This is a genomic window from Corallococcus sp. AB011P, from assembly GCF_003611605.1.
GTDB lineage: Bacteria > Myxococcota > Myxococcia > Myxococcales > Myxococcaceae > Corallococcus > Corallococcus coralloides.
The window spans coordinates 386935-408318 of sequence record NZ_RAVX01000001.1 but is presented as its reverse complement, the minus strand read 5'-3'; the positions used below and the strand labels follow the sequence as shown (position 1 = coordinate 408318).

The following is a 21384-nucleotide window of genomic DNA, read 5'->3' as shown; positions in this document are numbered from 1 at the left end:
GAGCTGTGGCCCGCGCCCTTCAGCATCGAGCAGCGCTACCGCTACTACCCGAACGCCCGCTTCCTGGAGACCATCAGCCGGGAGAAGGAAGCGCGACTCATCGCCGAAGGCTGCACCGAGGAACTCCGCGGCACCATCAAGCCGGACATCGTCCTCCACGGAGACCGCGACCTGCTCAGGTCCGCCCTCACCCTGGACTTCAAGTTCCCGTGCCCGGGCACAAATGAGCCAACCTGGACGAGGTATGGCACGGGCACCTACGCCGGCATGTCGCAGCGGACCGTCTACGAGGAAGCCCTGGGAGGGAAGGCCTTGCTCATTTCGCCCCGTACAGGAGTCAAAGAGGTGAAGCCATGACAAGGGAGTACCCTGTCATCCGCCTGTGGTCGAAAGGTTCGCCTCCGATTCCCGCTGCCCGCGACGGCATTGGCCTCAGCTTCTTCATCCACCGCGACCACAAGGAGATAGCGACTGCGGTGTGGCGTGCCCTGCAAACCTATCTCCGCGCCATTCCTCCGGGCTCGCTGGGTTGGTACGGCACGGATGACGGCGACATCCTGGAGCTGGATGACAAGGGCTGGGAGATCGCTCGCCAGCAAATACTCGAGCGTCCCTGGGGCACCAGTGGGAATGCGGAACTCTCCGAAAGCCCGGGCGGAGGTGAGATCTCCAGCGGGTACGTTTTTGAGTACGAAGGCCATCCACTCGACACGCCGTTCGGTAAGGCTCCCGTCAACGCGGTGTCATTCACCTTTCCCACGGACTTCCTCCAGGGAAACGGTGCGGCTCACCTGCGCACATTGGCGCTGGAGCTCGCTCGGGAGCTGCCCTTCAACTTCGGATACGCCAGCTTCGCCATCATCTCATCCCATGGAATGTGGGGCGCGGCGAAGTGGCCCATCATCGAGGCACTCCTTGCTCGCTATCCAGGCTTGGACCTCCATCAAGGCACTGGCTTCAGGTCCATATTGGGAACCCGGGCCCTCGCCCCCGCCTGGCTCACCTTCCTCGGCCAGCCCCTGCTGGGACAACTGGGCGGCATCGACACACTCCGGAACGCGCTTCCCCTCCCGGAGGTCTCCCTGCTCCCCATGGACGGCGACCGCGTACTCGTCACCCTGGACGAATGGCCTGACCCCATCGACACGCAGGCGAAGGCCATCCCCCCCCAGTACCGCGCGCTGGCCCGGCTGATGGAGCCCTTCCTCTTCCAGTACAAAGGCGAAGGACTCCCCCTTTACCAGCAGGACACGAACCAATGGCTCCGCCGGTTCCTCTTCCCCTGAAGCCAGGACGGCAACCGCTCCAGCAGCACATGCGTCCCGCGACGAGCCTGTGGGTGGCCTGCGTCCTGCTCACGGCGTGTGCTGGCGGTTCACGGCATTCCCGGCATGGAGAGCTGGGGTTCGTGGACACGGAGACCGCCGCGAAGGCACGGCACGCGGCGTATGTGGCGGAGCAGGCGTCGGCACGGGCGGCGACCCAGGCCATCGCGTCCCCGTTGGTTAGGGCCATTCCTCCCGCAGTGCTCGCGCTGATGCAGCAGGACCATGACGCGGATGAACTGGAGAAGCAGCTCGTCGCGTGTGCCGTCCAGGCGGAGCAACTGGGGAATGCGCGCTACTTCGAAAACCGACCTCCGACGCGCCAGGAGTGCGCCGAGGTGGTGGAGCAGGACCGCTGCGGCAAGCCCGTCACCCGGGCCATGCAGTTGGGAAGGCAGAAGCACGTGCTCGCGCTTCAATGCGCGGAAGAGGTGTTGAAGGAGCTGTGGCCCGCGCCCTTCAGCATCGAGCAACGCTACCGCTACTATCCGAACGCCCGTTTCCTGGAGACCATCAGCCGGGAAAAGGAAGCGCGGCTCATCGCCGATGGCTGCACCGAGGAACTCCGCGGCACCATCAAGCCGGACATCGTCCTGCACGGAGACCGCAACCTGCTCAAGTCCGCGCTCACCCTGGACTTCAAGTTCCCGTGCCCGGACACCAACCTGCCACAGTGGACACAGTACGGCCGGGGCAGCCCCTACGAAGACATGTCTCAGAAAATCCTCTACCAGGAGGCCTTGGGGGGACCGGCATTGCTCATTTCGCCCCGGTATGGAGTTCGAGAGGTGAAGCCATGACGAAGGAGTACCCAGTCATCCGCCTGTGGTCGAAAGGCAAGCCTCCCGTTCCCACAGCCCGCGATGGCGTCATTTTCAGCTTCTTCATGCAGCACGAGCACAAGGAGGTCGCGCTGGCAGCATGGCGTGCGTTGCAGCGCTACCGTCAGGCCGTTCCTCCTGGGTCACTGGGTTGGTACGGAGCGGACGATGGCGACATCCTGGAACTCGATGACAGGGGCTGGGAGGTCGCTCGCCAACAGATGATCGAGCGCCCCTCGGGCAATAGCGGACATGCTCTGCTGATGGAAAGTCCAGGGGGAGGTGAGCTCTCCAACGGCTACTTCTTCGAGTACGAAGGCCGGTCCGCCAACAACCCCTTCGGCCATGCTCCCTTCAGCGCTGTGTCATTCGCATTTCCAACCGAATACCTTCAGGGAAATGGTGCGACCTTTCTTCGCATCCTGGCCCTGGAGCTGGCTCAAGAGCTGCCCTTCAGCTTCGGTTACGCCAGCTTCGCCATCATCTCTCCGGCAGGCCTCTGGAGTTCGGCAAGAGTAGATCTTATCGAAGCGCTCCTCGTGCGATACCCAGGCTTGGACCTTCACGGGCTCGAAGGCTTCGGCCCAATCATTGGCACCCGCGCTCTTTGTCCCTCCTGGCTCACGTTCCTGGGACAACCTCTGCTGGGACAGTTGGGCGGCATCGACGCGCTCCGGAACGCGCTCCCCTTCCCGGAGGTCTCCCTGCTCCCCATGGACGGCGACCGCGTACTCGTCACCCTCGACGAGTGGCCAGACCCCATCGACACGCAGGCGAAGGCCATCCCCCCCCAGTACCGCGCGCTGGCCCGCCTGATGGAGCCCGTCCTCTTCCAGTACGAAGGCGAAGAGTTCCTCCCCTTCCAACAGGACACGAACCAGTGGCTCCGCCGGTTCCTCCAACCCTGAAGCCAGGACGACGTCCCGCGACGAGCCTGTGGGTGGCCTGCGCCCTGCTGACGGCATGTGCCGGCGGCTCACGACATTCCCGGCATGGGGAGCTGGGGTTCGTGGACACGGAGACCGCCGCGAAGGCACGGCACGCGGCGTATGTGGCGGAGCAGGCGTCCGCGCGGGCCGCGACCCAGGCCATCGCATCCCCATTAGTCCGGGCCATCCCTCCGGCCGTGCTCGCGCTGATGCAGCAGGACCATGACGCGGATGAGCTGGAGCAGCAGCTCGCCGCGTGTGCCGTCCAGGCCGAGCAGTTGGGGAACGCGCGCTACTTCGAAAACCGACCTCCGACACGCCAGGAGTGCGCCGAGGTGGTGGAGCAGGACCGCTGCGGCAAGCCCGTCACCCGGGCCATGCAGTTGGGAAGGCAGAAGCACGTGCTCGCACTTCAGTGCGCCGAGAAGGTGTTGAAGGAGCTGTGGCCCGCGCCCTTCAGCATCGAGCAGCGCTACCGCTACTACCCGAACGCCCGCTTCCTGGAGACCATCAGCCGGGAGAAGGAAGCGCGACTCATCGCCGAAGGCTGCACCGAGGAACTCCGCGGCACCATCAAGCCGGACATCGTCCTCCACGGAGACCGGAACCTGCTCAAGTCCGCGCTCACCCTGGACTTCAAGTTCCCATGTCCTGATAGCAATCTACCGCAGTGGGCGCCCTATGGGCCCAGCAGCCCATACTTTGGCAGGCACCAGGGTAGTATCTACGAGGCAGCCCTGGGTGGACCGGCCTTGCTCATCTCGCCAGGATTTGGAGTAAGGACGCCATGAGAGACGCCTTTCCCACCATCCGGCTTCAAGGCAGAGGCGGCTGGGTCGCGGGACGTGACGGAATCGTCATCTCCTTCTTCTTCCACGAACATCCTGAGGCCTTTGCCCACGCCGTCTGGCGCGCCCTTCAGACCTATCTTCAGGCCATCCCTTCCGGGTCGCTGGGCTGGTATCCATCTGAGGAAGGAGAACTGGACCCGCTCGACGAGCAGGGCTGGGAACACATCCGGAAGTATCTGCTGGACCCACCATGGAAGGGCGTCTGGTCCATCGACCTGATGGAGAGCCCGAGCGAGGCCGGCAGCTACCACTTCGAGTATTACGCGCGCCGCCTCGGGGACCCCATTTTCAAGGACCCCATCAGCTCGGTGTCGTTCACGTTCCCGACCGAATACCTCCTGGAGCACGGAGCATCACACCTGCGTGCCCTTGCGCTCGATCTGGGTCGTGAGCTGCCTTTCAACTTTGGCTACGCCAGCTTCGCCATCGTCTCACCACAAGGTTTGTTCAGCTCCGGCGACTGGAACATCACCGAGGCACTCCTCGCCCGGTATCCGGGACTGTACGCCTACAACAACAGTGAGTTCAGCGCAGTCATTGGCACTCACGCCCTCGCCCCCGCCTGGCTCACCTTCCTCGGCCAGCCCCTGCTGGGACAACTGGGCGGCATCGACACACTCCGGAACGCGCTCCCCTTCCCGGAGGTCTCCCTGCTCCCCATGGACGGCGACCGCGTACTCGTCACCCTGGACGACTGGCCAGACCCCATCGACACGCAAGCGAAGGCCATCCCCCCCCAGTACCGCGCGCTGGCCCGCATGATGGAGCCCTTCCTCTTCCAGTACGAAGGCGAAGGGCTCCCTCTCTACAAGCACGACACGAACCAGTGGCTCCGCCGGTTTCTCTAGCCCTGCGGCCAGGGCGACAGCTTCTCCACCTCGTACCGCTCCAGCAGCGCATGTGTCGCGCGTGCCGCCTCTTCCACCTCCACGCGGGACAGCCCTCGCGGCAGTGACGGAATCAGCGTCGGGAACGGCTGGTCGAAGACGAGCAGGTTCTCCAGCTCCAGCGGGTCCGTCTCCAGGTCATACAGCTCCCACTGGTCCGCGTGCTCTCCGGACGGGTCCCACGTCCTCGCCAGCTTCCAGCGGGGCGTGCGCACGCAGCGGACGTGGTTCGGCTGGCACACCGCTCCAGGCCTCAAGCCGGGCACCTTGCCCTGCTCCCGCAACCGCTCCACCGCTCGCGTGTACACGGTGAACAGCGCGTCGTCGTGCAGCTGGTGCGGGTCTCCCGTGCGCGGCAGCGGCTCCGTGATTTCGTCGTCGGTGATGAAGAGCACGCCTTCTCGCGGCGTGCCGTTGGGCTCCAGCACCGTGGTCGCCTCGCCCCTCGCGAGCGGGCTCAGGTCCGCGCCCACGAACGGGGGCACCGGACGGTGGAGCCGCAGGTCCGTGCGGATCGCCACCTGCTCCTCGCGGGTAATCCCCGCCAGCCCCAGCACCGTGGGCACGATGTCCGCGTGGCTCGTCAGCGCGTCGATGTATCGCGTCTCCTGCTCCTCGGAGAACTGCACCACCAGCGGCACGTGCAGCGCCTCCTGGTAGGACGCGTGCCACTTCTCCATCAGGTAGCCGTGCGCCGCGCCGTACTCGCCGTGGTCGGAGAGGAACACCACCACCGTGTTCTCCCGCAGCCCCGTCTCGTCCAGCGTCCGCAGCACCCTCGCGATGTGCCCGTCCACCAGGTGGATGAGCCACGCGTAGTACTGCTGGAAGCGCTCCGCCGCCTTCTCCGGGTCCACCGTCAGCTGGAACGGGATGCCCGCGTTCAACGTCACCGTCACCGGGTCGATGTTCTCGTTCGCCTGGTGCAGCGTCAGCCCCGTCTTCGACGACAGCGCGAGCCCCACCTTGTACGCGTAGTCCCGCTGGCAGTCCGGCTTGTTCTTCAGCGTGTCGCGCAGGTTCGACGGCACGCCCGCGTTGTCCTGCGGGAATCCCAGCGGGTTCAGCGGCACCGTGAACGTCCCCGCCGTGGGCTTCACCGACCGCGCCCCCTCCGCCGGCACCTTCAACGGCCCCAGCTTGGGCGCCCCCGGGTCCAACTGCCGCGGCAGGATGGGATACGTCGCGATGTCGTGCGGATTGGTGAACGACGCCACCGCCAGCCACGGCTGGGCCTCACCACTCGGCGCGGCGGCCTGGGGCGCCTCGTACGACTGCTCCGCCAGCTCCCGGTTGTACGGCTCCCCCAGCGCCATCCGCCGCAGGAAGCCGCACGCCAGGTCCGCGAAGCCCTCGTCACGGAACGCGCCCAGGTTGTTGATGGAGGCCCCGTGCGGCTCCGGATACGACAGCTCCCAGTCGTCAAAGCCATACTGTTTCAACGAGTGGTCCGGCGGATTGCTCACGTGCCACTTGCCGAAGTAGTGCGTGTGGTAGCCCGCCTTCTGGAACCAGTGCCCCAGCGTCGGAATCCCCTCCGCCGACAGCCACGGGAAGGCCGCCGCGTCACCGCTCTTGAACAGGCCGTCCGTCTGCGTGACGCCCGTGCGTGTGCCGTACTGCCCCGTGTAGATGACCGCCCGGCTGGGAGTGCACGCCGACGCCGCGATGGTGTGATTGCGGAACACCGCCGCGTTCTTCCGCAGCGCCGCGAAGCCGGGGAAGAACTTCCGGAACGGGTTGTCCTCTCCTCCCTCGTCCACGAAGCCCAGGATGTCCTTGATGGCCGGCAGGAAGCCGCCATCCGGCCCATAGGCGAAGCGGGGGAACTGGAGCTGATCGACCGTCAGGATGAGGATGTTGGGCCGCGAGGACGTGGACATGCCCCGTCCCTGAGCACGCCCCATACCAGCGGCCCTCCCAGAGACACCGGCCCCACGAACCGCGTCCCCACGGGACGCAAGCCGCGTCCCCAATCAACGCGGACAGCTCAGCTCGGCGTGCGCGAGGACTCCGTCGGCGTCGCCGCCTGGGCCTCCGTGCGCCGGGGCAGCCAGACGTTGAAGGTGGAGCCCTGGCCCACCGTGCCCGTGGACTCCGCCCAGATGCGGCCGCCGTGCTGCTCCACGATGCCCTGGCTGATGGTGAGCCCCAGCCCCAGCCCGCCGTACTTGCTGCCGTGCGCGCGGCCGAAGCGCTCGAAGATGAGGCGCTGCTTCTCGCTGGGGATGCCCACGCCCTGGTCCGTCACGGACAGGTGCACGCCGCTGTCACCCTCCACCACCAGGCGCACCAGCACCTGGCCTCCCTCCGGCGAGTAGCGGATGGCATTGGACAGCAGGTTCGTCAGCACCTGGTCCAGCCGCCCGCGGTCCCACGTGCCCTCCAGGTGCTCGGGGACCTCCACCTTCAGCTCGTGCGTCTGCGACAGCACCGCCATGCGGTCCCGCGTCTCCAGCACCAGCTGCGACAAATCAAACGGCTCCAGCTCCAATGACAGCCGCCCCGCCTGCAGCCGGCTGATGTCCAGCAGGTCCTCCACCAGCTTCGCCATGCGGTCGATCTGCCGGTTGATGATCTGCAGCGACTTGCCGGGGCCGGCCTCCGTCTGCCCGCCCAGCTTGAGCAGCGCCAGGTGCGCGTGGCCCTTCGCCGCGGCCAGCGGCGTGCGCAATTCGTGGCTCGCGGCGGCGAGGAACGCGTCCTTCGCCTCGCTCGCCAGCCGCAGCGCCGTCTCCGCGCGCTGGCGCTCGGTGATGTCGCGCGCCACGGAGATGAAGCGGCCGGGGCCCTCCCCTTCCGACACGTACTGGAGCACCACCTCCACCGGCACCTCCGAACCGTCGCGGCGGCGGTGGTTGGTGGAGTACGTCTGCGACGGCAGCGTGCCGGACATCAGCGGCGCCAGCAGCTTGCGGAAGCCCGACTCGTCGAAGGCGCTCTCCACCTCCAGCACCGACAGGCCCACCAGCTCCTCCACGGAGGAGGACAGCTGCTTGGCCGCGCCCGCGTTCGCGTACGCGAGCGTGAGCGTGTCCGGGGTGAACATCAGGACGCAGTCCAGCGTGGCGTCCAGCGTCGTCTTGAAGCGCCCCAGCGCCTCCTCCGCGCGCCGCTTGTCGTCGATGTCCGTGGCGATGGCCAGCCAGCCCACCAGCTGCCCGTGCTCGTCGTGCTCCGGCACCGCGCGCGCCAGGTGCCAGCGGTAGACGCCGTCCTTGCGCCGCAGCCGGAACTCCTGCGAGCTGCTCTGCACCTGCACCACCCCGTCGCTCCACACGACGCGCATCCGCTCGCGGTCCGCCGGGTGCACGTCCAGGAGGAACGAGGAGAGGGACAGCTCATACCCCTCGTGATGGCCGGTGTAGTCCCGCCAGGCCCGGTTTGCGTACGTCAGCGACCCATCCGCGCGAGCCGCCCACATGGGCTCCGGCAGGGCCTCCGTGAGCCGCCGGTAACGCAGCGCGCTCTGGCGCTCCAGGGCCTCGCGGTCGCGCTGGCGCAGGAGGGCCGCCTGGCGCTGGAGCTGCTGCTCCTTGAGGAACAGGTCCACGAAGACGCTGACCTTCGAGCGGAGGATTTCCGGGTCGAAGGGCTTGAGCAGGTAGTCCACCGCTCCGTGCGCGTAGCCCTTGAAGACATGCGCTGCGTCACGGCTGAGCGCGGTGAGGAAGATGATGGGGATGGTGCGCGTGCGCTCGCGCTGCTTGATGAGCGCCGCCGTCTGGAACCCGTCCAGCCCCGGCATCTGCACGTCCATCAGGATGACCGCGAAGTCGCGCTGCAACAGCTGCTTGAGCGCCTCCTCGCCGCTGGTCGCCTTCACCAGGTCCTGGCCCAACGGCTCGAGGATGGCTTCCAGCGCCAACAGGTTGGCCGGATGGTCGTCCACCATCAGGATGGCCGCTCGCGGGGTGGCGGCGGCTTCCTGGGGACGTTCCGGAGTGTGCTCAGTGGAGTTCATGTGCGCGGTGGGGGAGCGCGTGGGTCAGGGGACCCGATACACGGCGAACAAGGCTAGGGCCGCCCCCTTCCAGACGGAAGTGCAAAGGGGGCATGAGGATGGATCGTCCTCGTTGAGTATCAAGCACTCACCCACAGGCGGACCAGTTCCAACAGCTTGTCGGTGTCGACCGGCTTGGGCAGGTAGTCACTCGCACCGGCAGCCATGCACTTTTCACGGTCGTCCTTCAGCGCCTTCGCGGTGACGGCGATGATGGGGAGGCTGGCGTACTTGGGGTCCTTGCGGATGGCACGCATGGTTTCATAGCCATCCATCTCCGGCATCATCACGTCCATCAACACGACGTCCACGTCGGGGTGCTGGCCGAGCATCTCGATGGCAGCCCGCCCGTTCTCCGCGAAGACCACCTGCATGCTGTGATTTTCCAGCACGCTGGTGAGCGCGAAGATGTTTCGCATGTCGTCATCCACCAGCAGCACCTTCTTGCCGGCCAGCGGTGCGTCCTGGTCGTTGCGCTGCGCCAGGGCCGCGCGCGCGCGCGCCGGGAGGTTCTCATCCAGGCGGTGCAGGAAGAGCGCCGTGTCGCTGAGCAGCTGGTCGGGGCTCTTCGCGCCGCTCTTCAGGATGACACTGCCGGTGTAACGCCGCAGACGGGACTCGTCCTTGGGCGTCAATTCACGGCCGGTGTAGACGACGATGGGCAGGTCGCGGAAGCGCTGCTGCGTCTTCACCTCCTCCACCAGCTTGATGCCGTCCATGTCGGGCAACAGGAGGTCGATGACGAGGCAGTCGTACTCATTCTCCTCCAGCTTCTGGAGGGCCTCCTGGCCGGACGCCACCGCGGTGACGACGACGTCACCGCCGTCGCTGAGCAGTTGGGTGAGGCTGCTGCGCTGCACGTCGTCGTCTTCAATGACGAGCAGGCGGCGCTCGCGGCGCTCCAGGAAGCGCGACAGCTGTCCGAAGACGCGCTCCAGTCCCTCCTTGCTCACGGGCTTGGTGAGATAGCCGAACGCGCCCTGGGTGTTGCCCAGGTGCTTGTCCATCACGCTGATGATGTGGACGGGGATGTGGCGCGTGCGCGGGTTGCGCTTGAGGCGGTCCAGCACGCTCCAGCCGTCCACCACGGGCAGCTGGATGTCCAGGGTGATGGCGTCCGGCTGGTACTCGTGCGCCATGGACAGGCCGCTGTCACCGCGCGTGGCGACCAGGGCCTTGAAGCCCTTCTCGCGCGCCATCTGCACCATGATGCGGGCGAACTTCAGGTCGTCCTCGATGATGAGCAAGGTGCGGTCACCCTCGCGGATGAGCTCGCGGTCGTCCTCCACCACGACGGGCGTGTGCGAGCCCTCCACCTGCGGGGGCAGCGCGGCGTCCAGCACGTGGGCCTGGGGCTCGGCCACCGGGGACGGAGGCACGAGCGGCGGCGTCGTCGTGACGGCGCCGGACGTGGACGGGGTGGCAAGCGTCTCCGGCAGGGCTCCCACCGCGCGAGCGGCCTCCTCGTTGCCCTGTCCGTTTTCCTCGTCCGCGCCCTGATACTCCGGCGGCAGGTAGAGGGTGAAGGTGCTGCCCTTGCCCGGCTCGCTCTCCAGGCGGATTTCGCCGCCCAGCAGCTTGGCGATTTCACGGCTGATGGACAGGCCCAGGCCGGTGCCGCCGTACTTGCGCGCGGTGGAGCCGTCCGCCTGCTGGAACGCCTCGAAGATGATGCGCTGCTTGTCCTTGGCGATGCCGATGCCGGTGTCCTTCACCGCGAAGGCCAGCACATGGCGCGAGCGGCGCAGCGCCTCGTGATCGAAGCGGATGCCCTTGTCCGCCAGGCGGACGGAGAGCTTCACGCCGCCCTCGTCGGTGAACTTGAAGGCGTTGGAGAGCAGGTTCTTGAGCACCTGCTGCAGCCGCTGCGGGTCGGTGCGCACGTAGCGCGGCGTGCCCGGGAGCACCTCCACCTGGAAGGTGAGGCCCTTCTGGTCCGCCACCGGGCGGAAGCTGCGGTCGATGAACTGGTTGAGCTCCGTGAGGACGATGTCCCGGGGCTCCACCTGCATCTTGCCCGCCTCCACCTTGGACAGGTCGAGGATCTCGTTGATGAGGCTGAGCAGGTCCCCGCCGGACGCGTAGATGGTGTTCGCGTACTCCACCTGCTTGTTGGACAGGTTCCCGTCCTTGTTGTCCGACAGGAGCTTCGCGAGGATGAGCAGCGAGTTGAGCGGCGTGCGCAGCTCGTGGCTCATGTTGGCCAGGAACTCGCTCTTGTACTTGGAGATGATGGTGAGCTGCTCCGCCTTCTCCTCCAGGCTGACGCGCGCCAGCTCCACCTCGCGGTTCTTCTCCTCCACGCGAGTGTTCTGGTCCGCCAGCTCCTTCGCCTTGTCCTCCAGCTCGATGTTGGTGCGCTTGAGCTCGTCCTGCTGCTGGGTGAGCTCGCGCGACTGGCTCTGGAGCTCCTGGGTCAGGCGCTGCGACTCGGAGAGCAGCGTCTCCGTGCGCATGTTCGCCATGATCATGTTGAGCACCACGCCAATGCTCTCCGTCAGCTGATCCAGGAAGATTTGATGGATGGCGCTGAACGGGTGGAACGAGGCCAGCTCGATGACGGCCTTCACCTCGCCCTCGAAGAGGACGGGCAGGACGATGATGTTGAGCGGCGCGGCCTCACCCAGCCCGGAGGAGATGGTGATGTAGTCCGACGGCACGCGCGTCAGCAGGATGGTCTTCTTCTCCAGCGCGCACTGGCCGACCAGGCCCTCGCCCAGGCGGAAGCGGTTCGCCAGGTACTTGCGCTCCCGGTACGCGTAGGTGCTGGTGAGCTTGAGGGACGGCACGCCGCCCTCGGGGTCGGAGAGGAAGAAGGCGCCGTGGTGCGCGGACACCAGCGGGGTCAGCTCGCTCATGATGAGGCGGCTGACGGCGTCCAGGGACTTCTGGCCCTGCATCATGCCGCTGAACTTCGCCAGGTTCGTCTTGAGCCAGTCCTGCTCCTGGTTCTTCTGCGTCGTCTCACGCAGGTTGACGATCATCTGGTTGATGTTGTCCTTCAGCGCCGCGACCTCGCCTTCGGCGACGACCGTGATGCTGCGGGTCAGGTCGCCCTTGGTCACGGCGGTGGCCACGTCGGAGATGGCGCGCAGCTGGCTGGTGAGCGTTCCGGCCAGCTGGTTCACGTTGTCCGTCAGCTGCCGCCACGTGCCGCGCGCGCCGGGCACGCGGGCCTGGCCGCCCAGCTTTCCTTCGATACCCACCTCGCGGGCCACCGTGGAGACCTGCTCCGCGAAGGTGCCCAGCGTGTCGGTCATGTTGTTGATGGTGTCCGCGAGCGCCGCGACTTCACCCTTCGCGTCCACGATGAGCTTCTGGGTCAGGTCGCCGTTGGCCACCGCCGTCACCACGCGCACGATGCCGCGCACCTGGGTGGTGAGGTTGGACGCCATGAAGTTCACGTTGTCCGTGAGGTCCTTCCACGTGCCGGCCACACCGGGCACGCGGGCCTGACCGCCCAGCTTCCCTTCCACGCCCACCTCGCGGGCCACGGAGGACACCTGCTCCGCGAAGATGCCCAGCGTGTCGGTCATGTTGTTGATGGTCTCCGCGAGCGCGGCCACTTCGCCCTTCGCGTCCACCACCAGCTTCTGCTTGAGGTCACCATTCGCGACCGCGGTCACCACCTTCACGATGCCGCGCACCTGGGTGGTGAGGTTGCGGGCCATGAAGTTCACGTTGTCCGTGAGGTCCTTCCACGTGCCGGACACGCCCTTCACTTCCGCCTGACCGCCCAGCTTGCCTTCCGCGCCCACTTCACGCGCCACGCGGGTCACTTCGGAGGCGAAGCTGTTGAGCTGGTCCACCATCGTGTTGATGGTGTTCTTCAGCTCCAGGATTTCGCCCTTCGCATCGACGGTGATCTTCTTGGACAGGTCGCCGTTCGCGACGGCCGTCGTCACCAGCGCGATGTTTCGCACCTGGCTGGTGAGGTTGGACGCCATGCTGTTCACGTTGTCCGTGAGGTCCTTCCACGTGCCGGCGACGCCGGGCACCGCGGCCTGACCACCCAGCTTGCCGTCCGTACCCACTTCCTTCGCGACGCGGGTCACTTCCGAAGCGAAGGCGCGGAGCTGGTCCACCATCGTGTTGATGGTGCTCTTGAGCTCCAGGATTTCGCCCTTCGCCTCCACGGAGATCTTCTGTGACAGGTCACCGTAGGCCACCGCCGTGGTCACCTTGGCGATGTTGCGCACCTGGTCCGTGAGGTTCGCGGCGAGGACGTTCACGTTGTCCGTGAGGTCCTTCCACACGCCCGCGACGCCGGGCACCGCGGCCTGACCACCCAGCTTGCCCTCCGTACCCACTTCCTTGCCGACGCGCGTGACCTCCGAAGCGAACGCGCGGAGCTGGTCCACCATCGTGTTGATGGTGTTCTTCAGCTCCAGCACCTCGCCCTTCACGCTCACGGTGATCTTCTGGGACAGGTCGCCGTTGGCCACCGCCGTGGTCACCTTGGCGATGTTTCGCACCTGGTCCGTGAGGTTTCCGGCGAGGACGTTCACGTTGTCCGTGAGGTCCTTCCACACGCCGGACACGCCCTTCACGTCGGCCTGACCGCCCAGCTTGCCTTCCGTACCCACTTCCTTCGCGACGCGCGTCACTTCCGCGGCGAACGCGCGGAGCTGGTCCACCATCGTGTTGATGGTGCTCTTGAGTTCCAGCACCTCGCCCTTCGCGTCCACGGTGATCTTCTTGGACAGGTCGCCGTTCGCGACCGCCGTCGTGACCTCCGCGATGTTTCGCACCTGGGCCGTGAGGTTGTTGGCCAGCAGGTTCACGTTGTTCGTGAGATCCTTCCACGTACCGGCGACGCCCGGCACTTCGGCCTGGGCGCCCAGCTTGCCTTCCACGCCCACCGTGCGCGCGACGTCCGTCACCTGCTGCGCGAAGACGGAGAGCGTCTGGGTCATCGCGTTGATGGTGTCCGCGAGCGCGGCGATTTCGCCCTTGGCTTCCATCACCAGCTTCTGGGACAGGTCGCCGTCGGCCACCGCCGTCACCACCTTGACGATGCCGCGCACCTGGGTGGTGAGGTTGAAGGCCATGCTGTTCACGTTGTCCGTGAGGTCCTTCCACACGCCGGACACGCCCTTCACGTCGGCCTGACCGCCCAGCTTGCCGTCCGTGCCCACTTCCTTCGCGACGCGCGTCACTTCCGCGGCGAACGCGCGGAGCTGGTCCACCATCGTGTTGATGGTGCTCTTGAGCTCCAGAACTTCGCCCTTCGCGTCCACGGTGATCTTGCGGGAGAGGTCACCCTTCGCGACCGCCGTCGTCACCTCGGCGATGTTACGGACTTGATCGGTGAGGTTGTTCGCCAACAGGTTCACGTTGTTGGTGAGGTCCTTCCACGTGCCCGCGACGCCCGGCACCACGGCCTGGGCGCCCAGCTTGCCTTCCACGCCCACCGTGCGCGCGACGTCCGTCACCTGCTGCGCGAAGATGGAGAGCGTCTGGGTCATCGCGTTGATGGTGTCCGCGAGCTCCGCCACCTCGCCCTTGGCCTCCATCTTCAGGCGCTGGGTGAGGTCGCCGTTCGCGACCGCGGTCACCACCTTGGCGATGCCTCGCACCTGCGTGGTGAGGTTGGACGCCATGAAGTTCACGTTGTCCGTGAGGTCCTTCCACGTGCCGGACACGCCCTTCACTTCCGCCTGACCGCCCAGCTTGCCGTGCGTGCCCACCTCGCGGGCCACGCGGGTCACTTCCGAGGCGAAGCTGTTCAGCTGGTCCACCATCGTGTTGATGGTGTTCTTCAGCTCCAGGATTTCGCCGCGCGCGTCGACGGTGATCTTCTTGGACAGGTCACCGGTGGCCACCGCCGTCGTCACCAGGGCGATGTTGCGCACCTGCGTGGTGAGGTTGGAGGCCATGCTGTTCACGTTGTCCGTGAGGTCCTTCCACGTGCCGCCGACACCCGGCACCGCGGCCTGACCGCCCAGCTTGCCGTCCGTACCCACTTCCTTCGCGACGCGCGTCACTTCGGCGGCGAACGCGCGGAGCTGGTCCACCATCGTGTTGATGGTGCTCTTGAGCTCCAGCACCTCGCCCTTCACGTCCACCGTGATCTTGCGCGACAGGTCGCCATTGGCGACGGCGGTGGAGACCTCCGCGATGTTGCGCACCTGGCTGGTGAGGTTGGACGCCATCAGGTTCACGTTGTCCGTGAGGTCCTTCCACGTCCCCGCGGCGCCGGGCACCTGCGCCTGGGCGCCCAGCTTGCCCTCCACGCCCACCGTGCGCGCGACGCTGGTCACCTGCTGCGCGAACACGTTGAGCGTGTCCGTCATGTTGTTCAGCGTGGCGCCCAGCGCGGCGATCTCACCCTGCGACGGCACCATCAGCTTCTGGGTGAGGTCGCCGTTGGCGACCGCCGTCACCACCTTCACGATGCCGCGCACCTGCGTCGTGAGGTTGGACGCCATGAAGTTCACGTTGTCCGTGAGGTCCTTCCACGTGCCGGACACGCCGGACACCGCGGCCTGACCGCCCAGCTTTCCTTCCGTACCCACTTCGCGCGCGACGCGCGTCACTTCGGAGGCGAAGCTGTTGAGCTGATCCACCATCGTGTTGATGGTGCTCTTGAGCTCCAGAACTTCGCCCTTCACGTCCACGGTGATCTTGCGGGACAGGTCGCCGCGGGCCACCGCCGTCGTCACTTCCGCGATGTTTCGCACCTGCGCGGTGAGGTTGCCGGCGAGGACGTTCACGTTGTCCGTGAGGTCCTTCCACACGCCGGACACACCCTTCACGTCGGCCTGGCCACCCAGCTTGCCTTCGGTGCCCACCTCCTTCGCGACGCGCGTCACTTCGGCGGCGAAGCTGTTGAGCTGATCCACCATCGCGTTCACGGTGGTGCCGATGCGGAGGAACTCGCCCTTCACGGGCTGGCCGTCGATCTCCAGCGCCATCTTCTGGGTGAGGTCGCCTTCGGCCACCGCCACCAGCACGCGGGCGACTTCCGTGGTGGGCTGCACCAGGTCGCCGATGAGGGCGTTGATGGACTGGACGCTGGTGGCCCAGTCGCCGCGCACGTCGCCCAGGCCCACGCGCTCGCCCATGCGGCCCTCGCGGCCGACGACGCGCTCCACGCGGACGATCTCGTGGGTGAGCGTGGAGTTGAGCGTCACCACCGCGTTGAACGCGCGGGCGATCTCATCCATCACCACGTCCTGCGCGCCGGACGGCAGCCGCACGGAGAAGTCACCGCCCTGCACGGCCCGGAGCGCCGCCAACAGCTGCTGGAGCGGAGGAGGGCCGCCGGGGCGCAGGCCGTCATCAGCGGCCGGGCGGCTGTTGCCGTTGCGGCTTCGCGCGGGAGCGCGGCGAGCAGGCGCGGACTCAGCGCGCGTCGCCTCCACGTTGCTCAGCCGGTTGGCCGCGACGTTGCCCTGCGAGCGGGCGCCTGGAGGGCCAGCGTCCTGGCTCGCGGCGGTGGCGGCTGTCTTTCGGCCGTTGGCGCGCTTGCGGGGAGCGGAGGAGCTGGAAGCCTTGGTGTCGTCCACGAGTGAAACCCCTGATCGGCGGAAGCGTTGCGACCGGTACTGCGAAACCGGCCCGCGATCCCAGGAACGTCCAATGAGTTCGCGGGTTTGTCGAATGTAAAGCCGGGGTCGAAAGGACCTGTGTGTCAGGCACTGAACGCCGTGCCTGGACACGGGTCCCACGAACCCCGAAAGCCCCGGGTCAGCGTGGTGTCACTGGCCCGGAACGGAACCTCCCAATAACAGCTTCAGGGAGGCGAGGCGGTGCACGGGAAGCCATCGCACCCCTGCACATACAGCGCTCGCCCCGAGAGCCTTCGGGCAGGCGCGCGCGTGCGTGCGGGCACCGATTCACGTGCTCCGGTGCGGACGTCGAAGCGGAGTGAGCCCGGCCCTGGTGCATCCGGGGAGGCGGGGGCGCCACAGGCCAGCAGGACCTGATCCGCGGTGTCGAGCCACCACAAGAACTCCACGGGGCATGGGGCTTCCGCCCGCACCAACTCCAGGGTGCGGGCGTCGTAGACGATGACGCCGCCGCCCCACTCCACCGCCGCCAGCACGCCGCCAGGGCCAATGGACAGACGGCCTCCCGGACCCGGCACCTGCGCCTGCCCCAGCACCTTGCCGTCCGGCGCCACGGAGACGAGCTGCCCGGTGGCATCCAGCGCGACGACTCCATCCGCGTGACCGCTCAGCCATTCCGGTGGAGTGATGTCGCCCACCGGCAGGAGCGCGCCGTCCCGCTCCCGAAGCAGGTGGCCTCCGGCGGCGGCCCACAGGCGGCGCTCGCCATCGAAGGCGAGCGCGGTGGCGCCAGGGATCTCCAAGCGCGAGTGCGAGCCATCCTCGCCGCAGACCGCGACGACACGGGGCCCGAACACCGCCGCGCGCGACGCGTCCGGCGCCACGGCCCAGCCCAGCCGCGTGGCACCGTCGAGCTGCCGCGCCAGACAGTCATTGAGCGCGCCCAGGTGCGCGTCCCCGGCGGGTGAGGCGATGAGGTACGGCAGGCTGGTGGTGGAGACGTAGAGCAGCAGGCCCAGGCCCGCGGCGATGACGAGCGTGAGCGGCCATGCACGGGCGCTCACGCTTCGCGCGAGGCGCGCGCTCTTGCGACCCGCCGCCAGATGCCCTTCCCGTCCGCTCACGCACGCTCCTTCCTGGACCGGAGGACAGCACAGAAACGAGGCGAAGACTGCTCGCAGCGATACGGAATCGCGGGTGTTGGACACCCGGAGTGCTCCGTCCCCGCCTGTTTCACCGTGTCGGGCGCGCGTGCGTGCAAGCCCTGTCCCGCGTGCTTCGTCCCATGAGTGACCTGCGAGCTGGCGGCCTGCCATGTGCCGGCTGATCCTGAAGGGTTGCCCTGTCCGGTGAAGCACACACCTTTACGCCTCAAGCGAGGGGAAAGGATTCCTGACATGCGACGCTCCATTGGCACCGCGGCACTGGCTTTCAGTTTCTTGCTCTCCACCAGTGCGCTCGCCCAGCAGGTAGGCGACGGTTCGAGCCCCGGGACGACTCCTGGCTCCTCCGGCGCTTCGCCGGAGATGATCAACAGCGGGCAGACGGGCACCGCCGGCTCCTCGGGCACGGTCACGCCCGGCACCACCAACTCCACGGGCGTGGAGACGGGCAACACCGCCACCGGCACGGGCGGCTCTGGCACCCGCGTGAACCCGACCCCGGGCACCACCGGCACCGGCACCACGGGCGGCAGCACTTCTGGCACCGGCGGCACCGGGACCAGCGGCATCGGCACGGGCACCGGCACCACCGGCTCCAGCACGGACACCTACGGCACCGGGAGCACCGCGCCCTCCACGGGCACGGGCTCGTACAGGCCGCCCTCCACGAGCACCGGTACCTACGGCGGCGCGGGCACCAGCACCACCGGCGTCGGCAGCACCGGCAACACCGGCACCGTTGGCGGCTCCGGTAGCACCGGCACCATTGGCGGCACGGGCACCGGCACCACCGGCGCCACCGAACCCGGCACCGAGTCCAACGGCTCGACCGTCATCAACCCGGGCGGCACCGGTACGGGCGGCACCAGCGGCACGAATGGCACGGGCGGAGTCGGCGGCACCGGCACCAGCGGCTCCGGCGGCACCATGGGTGGCGTGGGCGGCACCGGCACCAGCGGCTCCAATGGCACCATCGGCGGCCAGTAAGTCTTGAGGCCTTGCGATGACGGCACGGCCGCCAGCCCTTCGCTGGCGGCCGTCGCCGTGTCTGGCTTTACTTCGTCGCGTCCAGACAGGCCATGGCCCGGCCCACGTACTCCATGAGCTTCGGGTCGCGGCCCTGACGCTGGGCCATCTGCGGCTCCTGCTGGTGCATCGTCTGGAGCGACTTCTCGATGCCGGGGTTGCCGCCCGTGAAGGCGCGGACGAGCTCGCGCCAGCGCGTGGCCAGGGCTCGCACCGGCTCGGACGCGGGGTCGGCGCCCTGCTCCATCTGCTCGCGCATGCTCGCGATGAGGCGGGGCCACTCGGCCTCCACCTGCTTGATGGCGTCGTCGCCCATCGCCTGGCGACGGGCCTCCAGCTCCTTCAACTGCTCCGGGGTGTAGTACTTCTCGAACATGGTCATGGCCTCGATGGTCTGTAGGAAGTCGTCGGCGGAGACGGGCTCCGCCGCGCGCAGCTGCCGTGCGAGGGAATCCAGGCGGTCGCAGAGCTGACGCTGTTCCGCCAGCTGCTCCCGGGCCCGCTGGAGCCGCAGCTCCACCACGCGCAGGGCGGAGAAGTCCGCCCGGCCCAGCGTCTCGGCAATCTCCTCCAGCGAGAACCCGAGCTGCTTGAGCGACAGGATGTGACTCAGGCGGGCGATGTCCGCCGCCGTATAGAGACGATGCCCCGACGCCGTGTGCGCCGAGGGCTTGAGCAAACCAATCTCGTCGTAGTGGTGCAGCGCGCGGATGGACAGCCCCGTGCGCCGGGCCAGCTCCCCTACCTTCAGCTCCGTGTGCTGCATGCCTCACCCCTTTCCAGCCACGGCCTTCGCGTGACTGGATGTCATGGGTACAACCTCACGTCGCGTGAGGTTCAAGAGGGAAAACGCAGGGGGTGGCCAGCGGACGACAGGAATTGCTAGGGTCCCCGCTCGGAACGGCGATGACCGCCGGTGGTTCCACGAACCCTTGAGGTGACCTGTCCTGATGACTCCGCCCCTTGTCGTCGTCGCGGCCCTGTCCGCCACGCGGGCGCTCATCCGCTGAGCCGGTCGCAGCACCGTCTTCCGTCGCAGCGCGAGCCCCCCGCTTCCTTCACGCCCGGCGCCCCGGAGTCCTCTCCTCGCGTCCGTGGCATCGCTCTGTCCGGAGTTCCTCAAGTGTCACTCGAAACCCTCGGCTGGGGTCCCGACCTCGACCTCGCGCTGTCCAACACCGTCTCGCAGTCGTCTTCCTCCACCTCCCTCGTTCCCGGGCGCGTCGTGCGCCAGCAGCGGGGACTGCTCACCGTGCAGACCGCCGGCGCGGCCTTCCTCGCGCGCGCCGCCGGACGCCTCCTCCATCAGGCCCAGGGCGTGGAGGCCCTGCCCACCGTGGGCGACTGGGTCCTCCTGCAACCACCCGCGTCCGGTGACGGCGAGGCGCTGATGCACGCCGTGCTGTCCCGCCGCAGCCTCCTGAAGCGGCGCGAGGCGGGCAGCGAACACGACGGCCAGCTCATCGCCGCCAACGTGGACGTGGTGTTCCTCGTCGTGGGGTTGGACGGCAACTTCAACGCCCGCCGCATCGAACGCTCCCTCACGGTCGCCTGGAACAGCGGCGCCACGCCCGTCGTGCTCCTCAGCAAGGCGGACCTCGCGGACGACGCGGCGGAGCGCGTCCTGGAGGTGGAGGCCCTGTCCCCCGGCGTGGACGTGCTCGCGGTGAGCGCGCGAACGGGCCTGGGCGTGGAGGACGTGCGCGCCCGGCTTCCTCCCGGCAGGACGGGCGTGCTGCTGGGCTCGTCCGGCGTGGGCAAGTCCACGCTCGCCAACCGGCTGCTGGACGCCGCGCGCCTCGTCACCCAGCCCGTGCGGCCGGAGGACGACAAGGGCCGGCACACCACCACGCACCGCGAGCTGTTCGTGCTGGAGCACGGCGGCCTCATCATCGACGGGCCCGGCATGCGCGAGCTGGGCCTGTGGGGCGACGACGAGGAGGGTCTGGCCAACGCCTTCGCGGACGTGCTCGCGCTGGCCACCGGCTGCCGCTTCAGCGACTGCGGCCACCAGGGCGAACCAGGCTGCGCGGTGAGGGCGGCGGTGGAGAACGGCACGCTCCCCGAGGAGCGGCGCGCGAGCTTCGAGAAGCTCCAGCGCGAGCAGGCCTTCCAGCACCGTCAGACGGACGCCACCGCGCAGCGCGAGCACAAGCGGGTGCAGCGCAACCAGTCCAACGAGGGCTGGGCCCGGACGCGCTCGAAGCGGCGCGGCGAATAGACAGACACCTTCGGGCGCGGCGCGGACACCTTCGCGCGCCGCGTCCGGACGTGTCTCAGAGCCCGGGGCTCGAATCCGGCACGGAGCCGGGCGGCGGCAGCGGCGGCGGAGTCGGGGCCTCGAGCACCGGGACCTCGCCTTCCTCCGGCGCGTTCGCGGCGTCCGGGGCACGGACCGGCGTCTCAAGGCCCGTGCCCAGGTCGTGCCGCGGATTGGCGTTCTGGTCCTCCGACGCGCAGGCGTAGGCCACGGTGCGCGAGCCGACCAGGAGCGTGGGCACCAGCAGGCCAATGGCGGCGCAGTTGGCCTGTTGCTCTTCGGTCCGGTCGCCGCCAGCGCACACCGCCGACCCGATGAACGCGCCCGCCACCGCCAGGCCCGCCTGGATGAGGAAATCGCTGGGGGTCGCGCGGCTCTGCGCCCACGCGATGCCGTTCTTGCACTCGCTGCCAGGGGGACTGGACACGGGCAGCAGGCCCACCGCCGTGAACCACTGCCGGTCCTGGTGGACCTTGGGCTCCGGCCGCAGGTTCGTGACGATGCTCGTCCGATAGCAGCCCGTCTGCCCCAACATCAGCGCCACCATCGACGCCGCCACCGCATGTGCCTTCCGCATCAATGCCCCAATCCCGGTGAGTGACCGC

General features: G+C 67.8%; 13 protein-coding genes and 1 pseudogene. 8 read left to right on the top strand and 6 right to left on the bottom strand.

The genetic code is table 11. From position 1 onward, the window contains the following. The 6 genes and pseudogenes from D7X30_RS01785 to D7X30_RS01760 all read left to right on the top strand — a co-directional run. A pseudogene (locus tag D7X30_RS01785) lies at positions 1–357 on the top strand (hypothetical protein); the annotation flags it as partial. Then, positions 354–1286, top strand: coding sequence for a type VI immunity family protein (locus tag D7X30_RS01780; RefSeq protein ID WP_233591315.1), 933 nt, complete (start codon positions 354–356; stop codon positions 1284–1286). The pseudogene D7X30_RS01785 and the gene D7X30_RS01780, both read left to right, overlap by 4 nt. Before the next feature lie 122 nt (positions 1287–1408). Continuing rightward, a complete protein-coding gene (locus D7X30_RS01775; protein ID WP_120561702.1) occupies positions 1409–2125 on the top strand; it encodes a hypothetical protein in 717 nt (238 codons plus the stop codon). Further along, positions 2122–3054, top strand: a complete 933-nt coding sequence (locus D7X30_RS01770; RefSeq protein ID WP_233591314.1) for a type VI immunity family protein — start codon at positions 2122–2124, stop codon at positions 3052–3054. The genes D7X30_RS01775 and D7X30_RS01770 overlap by 4 nt, the downstream gene beginning before the upstream one ends. Before the next feature lie 101 nt (positions 3055–3155). Beyond that, positions 3156–3866 carry a hypothetical protein gene (locus tag D7X30_RS01765; protein WP_120561080.1) on the top strand — a complete coding sequence of 237 codons (711 nt, stop codon included), beginning with the start codon at positions 3156–3158 and terminating at the stop codon, positions 3864–3866. Further along, positions 3863–4774 carry a DUF3396 domain-containing protein gene (locus D7X30_RS01760; RefSeq protein WP_120561079.1) on the top strand — a complete coding sequence of 304 codons (912 nt, stop codon included), beginning with the start codon at positions 3863–3865 and terminating at the stop codon, positions 4772–4774. The genes D7X30_RS01765 and D7X30_RS01760 overlap by 4 nt, the downstream gene beginning before the upstream one ends. On the opposite strand, the gene D7X30_RS01755 is transcribed toward D7X30_RS01760, so the two are convergent. The 4 genes from D7X30_RS01755 to D7X30_RS01740 form a co-directional block, all read right to left on the bottom strand. After that, positions 4771–6696, bottom strand: a complete 1926-nt coding sequence (locus tag D7X30_RS01755) for a sulfatase-like hydrolase/transferase (RefSeq protein ID WP_120561078.1) — start codon at positions 6694–6696, stop codon at positions 4771–4773. The two genes, D7X30_RS01760 and D7X30_RS01755, sit on opposite strands and share 4 nt — an antisense overlap. Positions 6697–6803: 107 nt before the next feature. After that, on the bottom strand, positions 6804–8777 hold the full coding sequence (locus D7X30_RS01750; protein WP_120561077.1) for an ATP-binding protein: 1974 nt from the start codon (positions 8775–8777) through the stop codon (positions 6804–6806). A 119-nt stretch (positions 8778–8896) separates the two neighbouring features. After that, positions 8897–16327 carry a HAMP domain-containing protein gene (locus D7X30_RS01745; RefSeq protein ID WP_120561076.1) on the bottom strand — a complete coding sequence of 2477 codons (7431 nt, stop codon included), beginning with the start codon at positions 16325–16327 and terminating at the stop codon, positions 8897–8899. Between the two features lie 227 nt (positions 16328–16554). Further along, positions 16555–17454 carry a hypothetical protein gene (locus tag D7X30_RS01740; RefSeq protein ID WP_120561075.1) on the bottom strand — a complete coding sequence of 300 codons (900 nt, stop codon included), beginning with the start codon at positions 17452–17454 and terminating at the stop codon, positions 16555–16557. Positions 17455–17727: 273 nt separating this feature from the next. Between D7X30_RS01740 and D7X30_RS01730 the strand changes: the two genes are divergently transcribed. Beyond that, complete coding sequence (locus tag D7X30_RS01730) at positions 17728–18480, top strand: hypothetical protein (RefSeq protein WP_158619180.1); 753 nt, start codon at positions 17728–17730, stop codon at positions 18478–18480. 67 nt (positions 18481–18547) lie between these two features. On the opposite strand, the gene D7X30_RS01725 is transcribed toward D7X30_RS01730, so the two are convergent. Further along, complete coding sequence (locus D7X30_RS01725) at positions 18548–19285, bottom strand: MerR family transcriptional regulator (protein WP_120561072.1); 738 nt, start codon at positions 19283–19285, stop codon at positions 18548–18550. Between the two features lie 357 nt (positions 19286–19642). On the opposite strand from D7X30_RS01725, the gene rsgA reads away from it, so the two are divergent. After that, the gene (gene rsgA, locus D7X30_RS01720) at positions 19643–20740 is read left to right on the top strand and encodes a ribosome small subunit-dependent GTPase A (RefSeq protein ID WP_120561071.1); all 1098 of its coding nucleotides are present in this window, start codon (positions 19643–19645) and stop codon (positions 20738–20740) included. A 55-nt stretch (positions 20741–20795) separates the two neighbouring features. Here the strand turns inward: rsgA and D7X30_RS01715 are convergent, their stop codons facing one another. After that, positions 20796–21356 carry a hypothetical protein gene (locus D7X30_RS01715; protein ID WP_147443066.1) on the bottom strand — a complete coding sequence of 187 codons (561 nt, stop codon included), beginning with the start codon at positions 21354–21356 and terminating at the stop codon, positions 20796–20798. Positions 21357–21384: the final 28 nt, after the last annotated feature.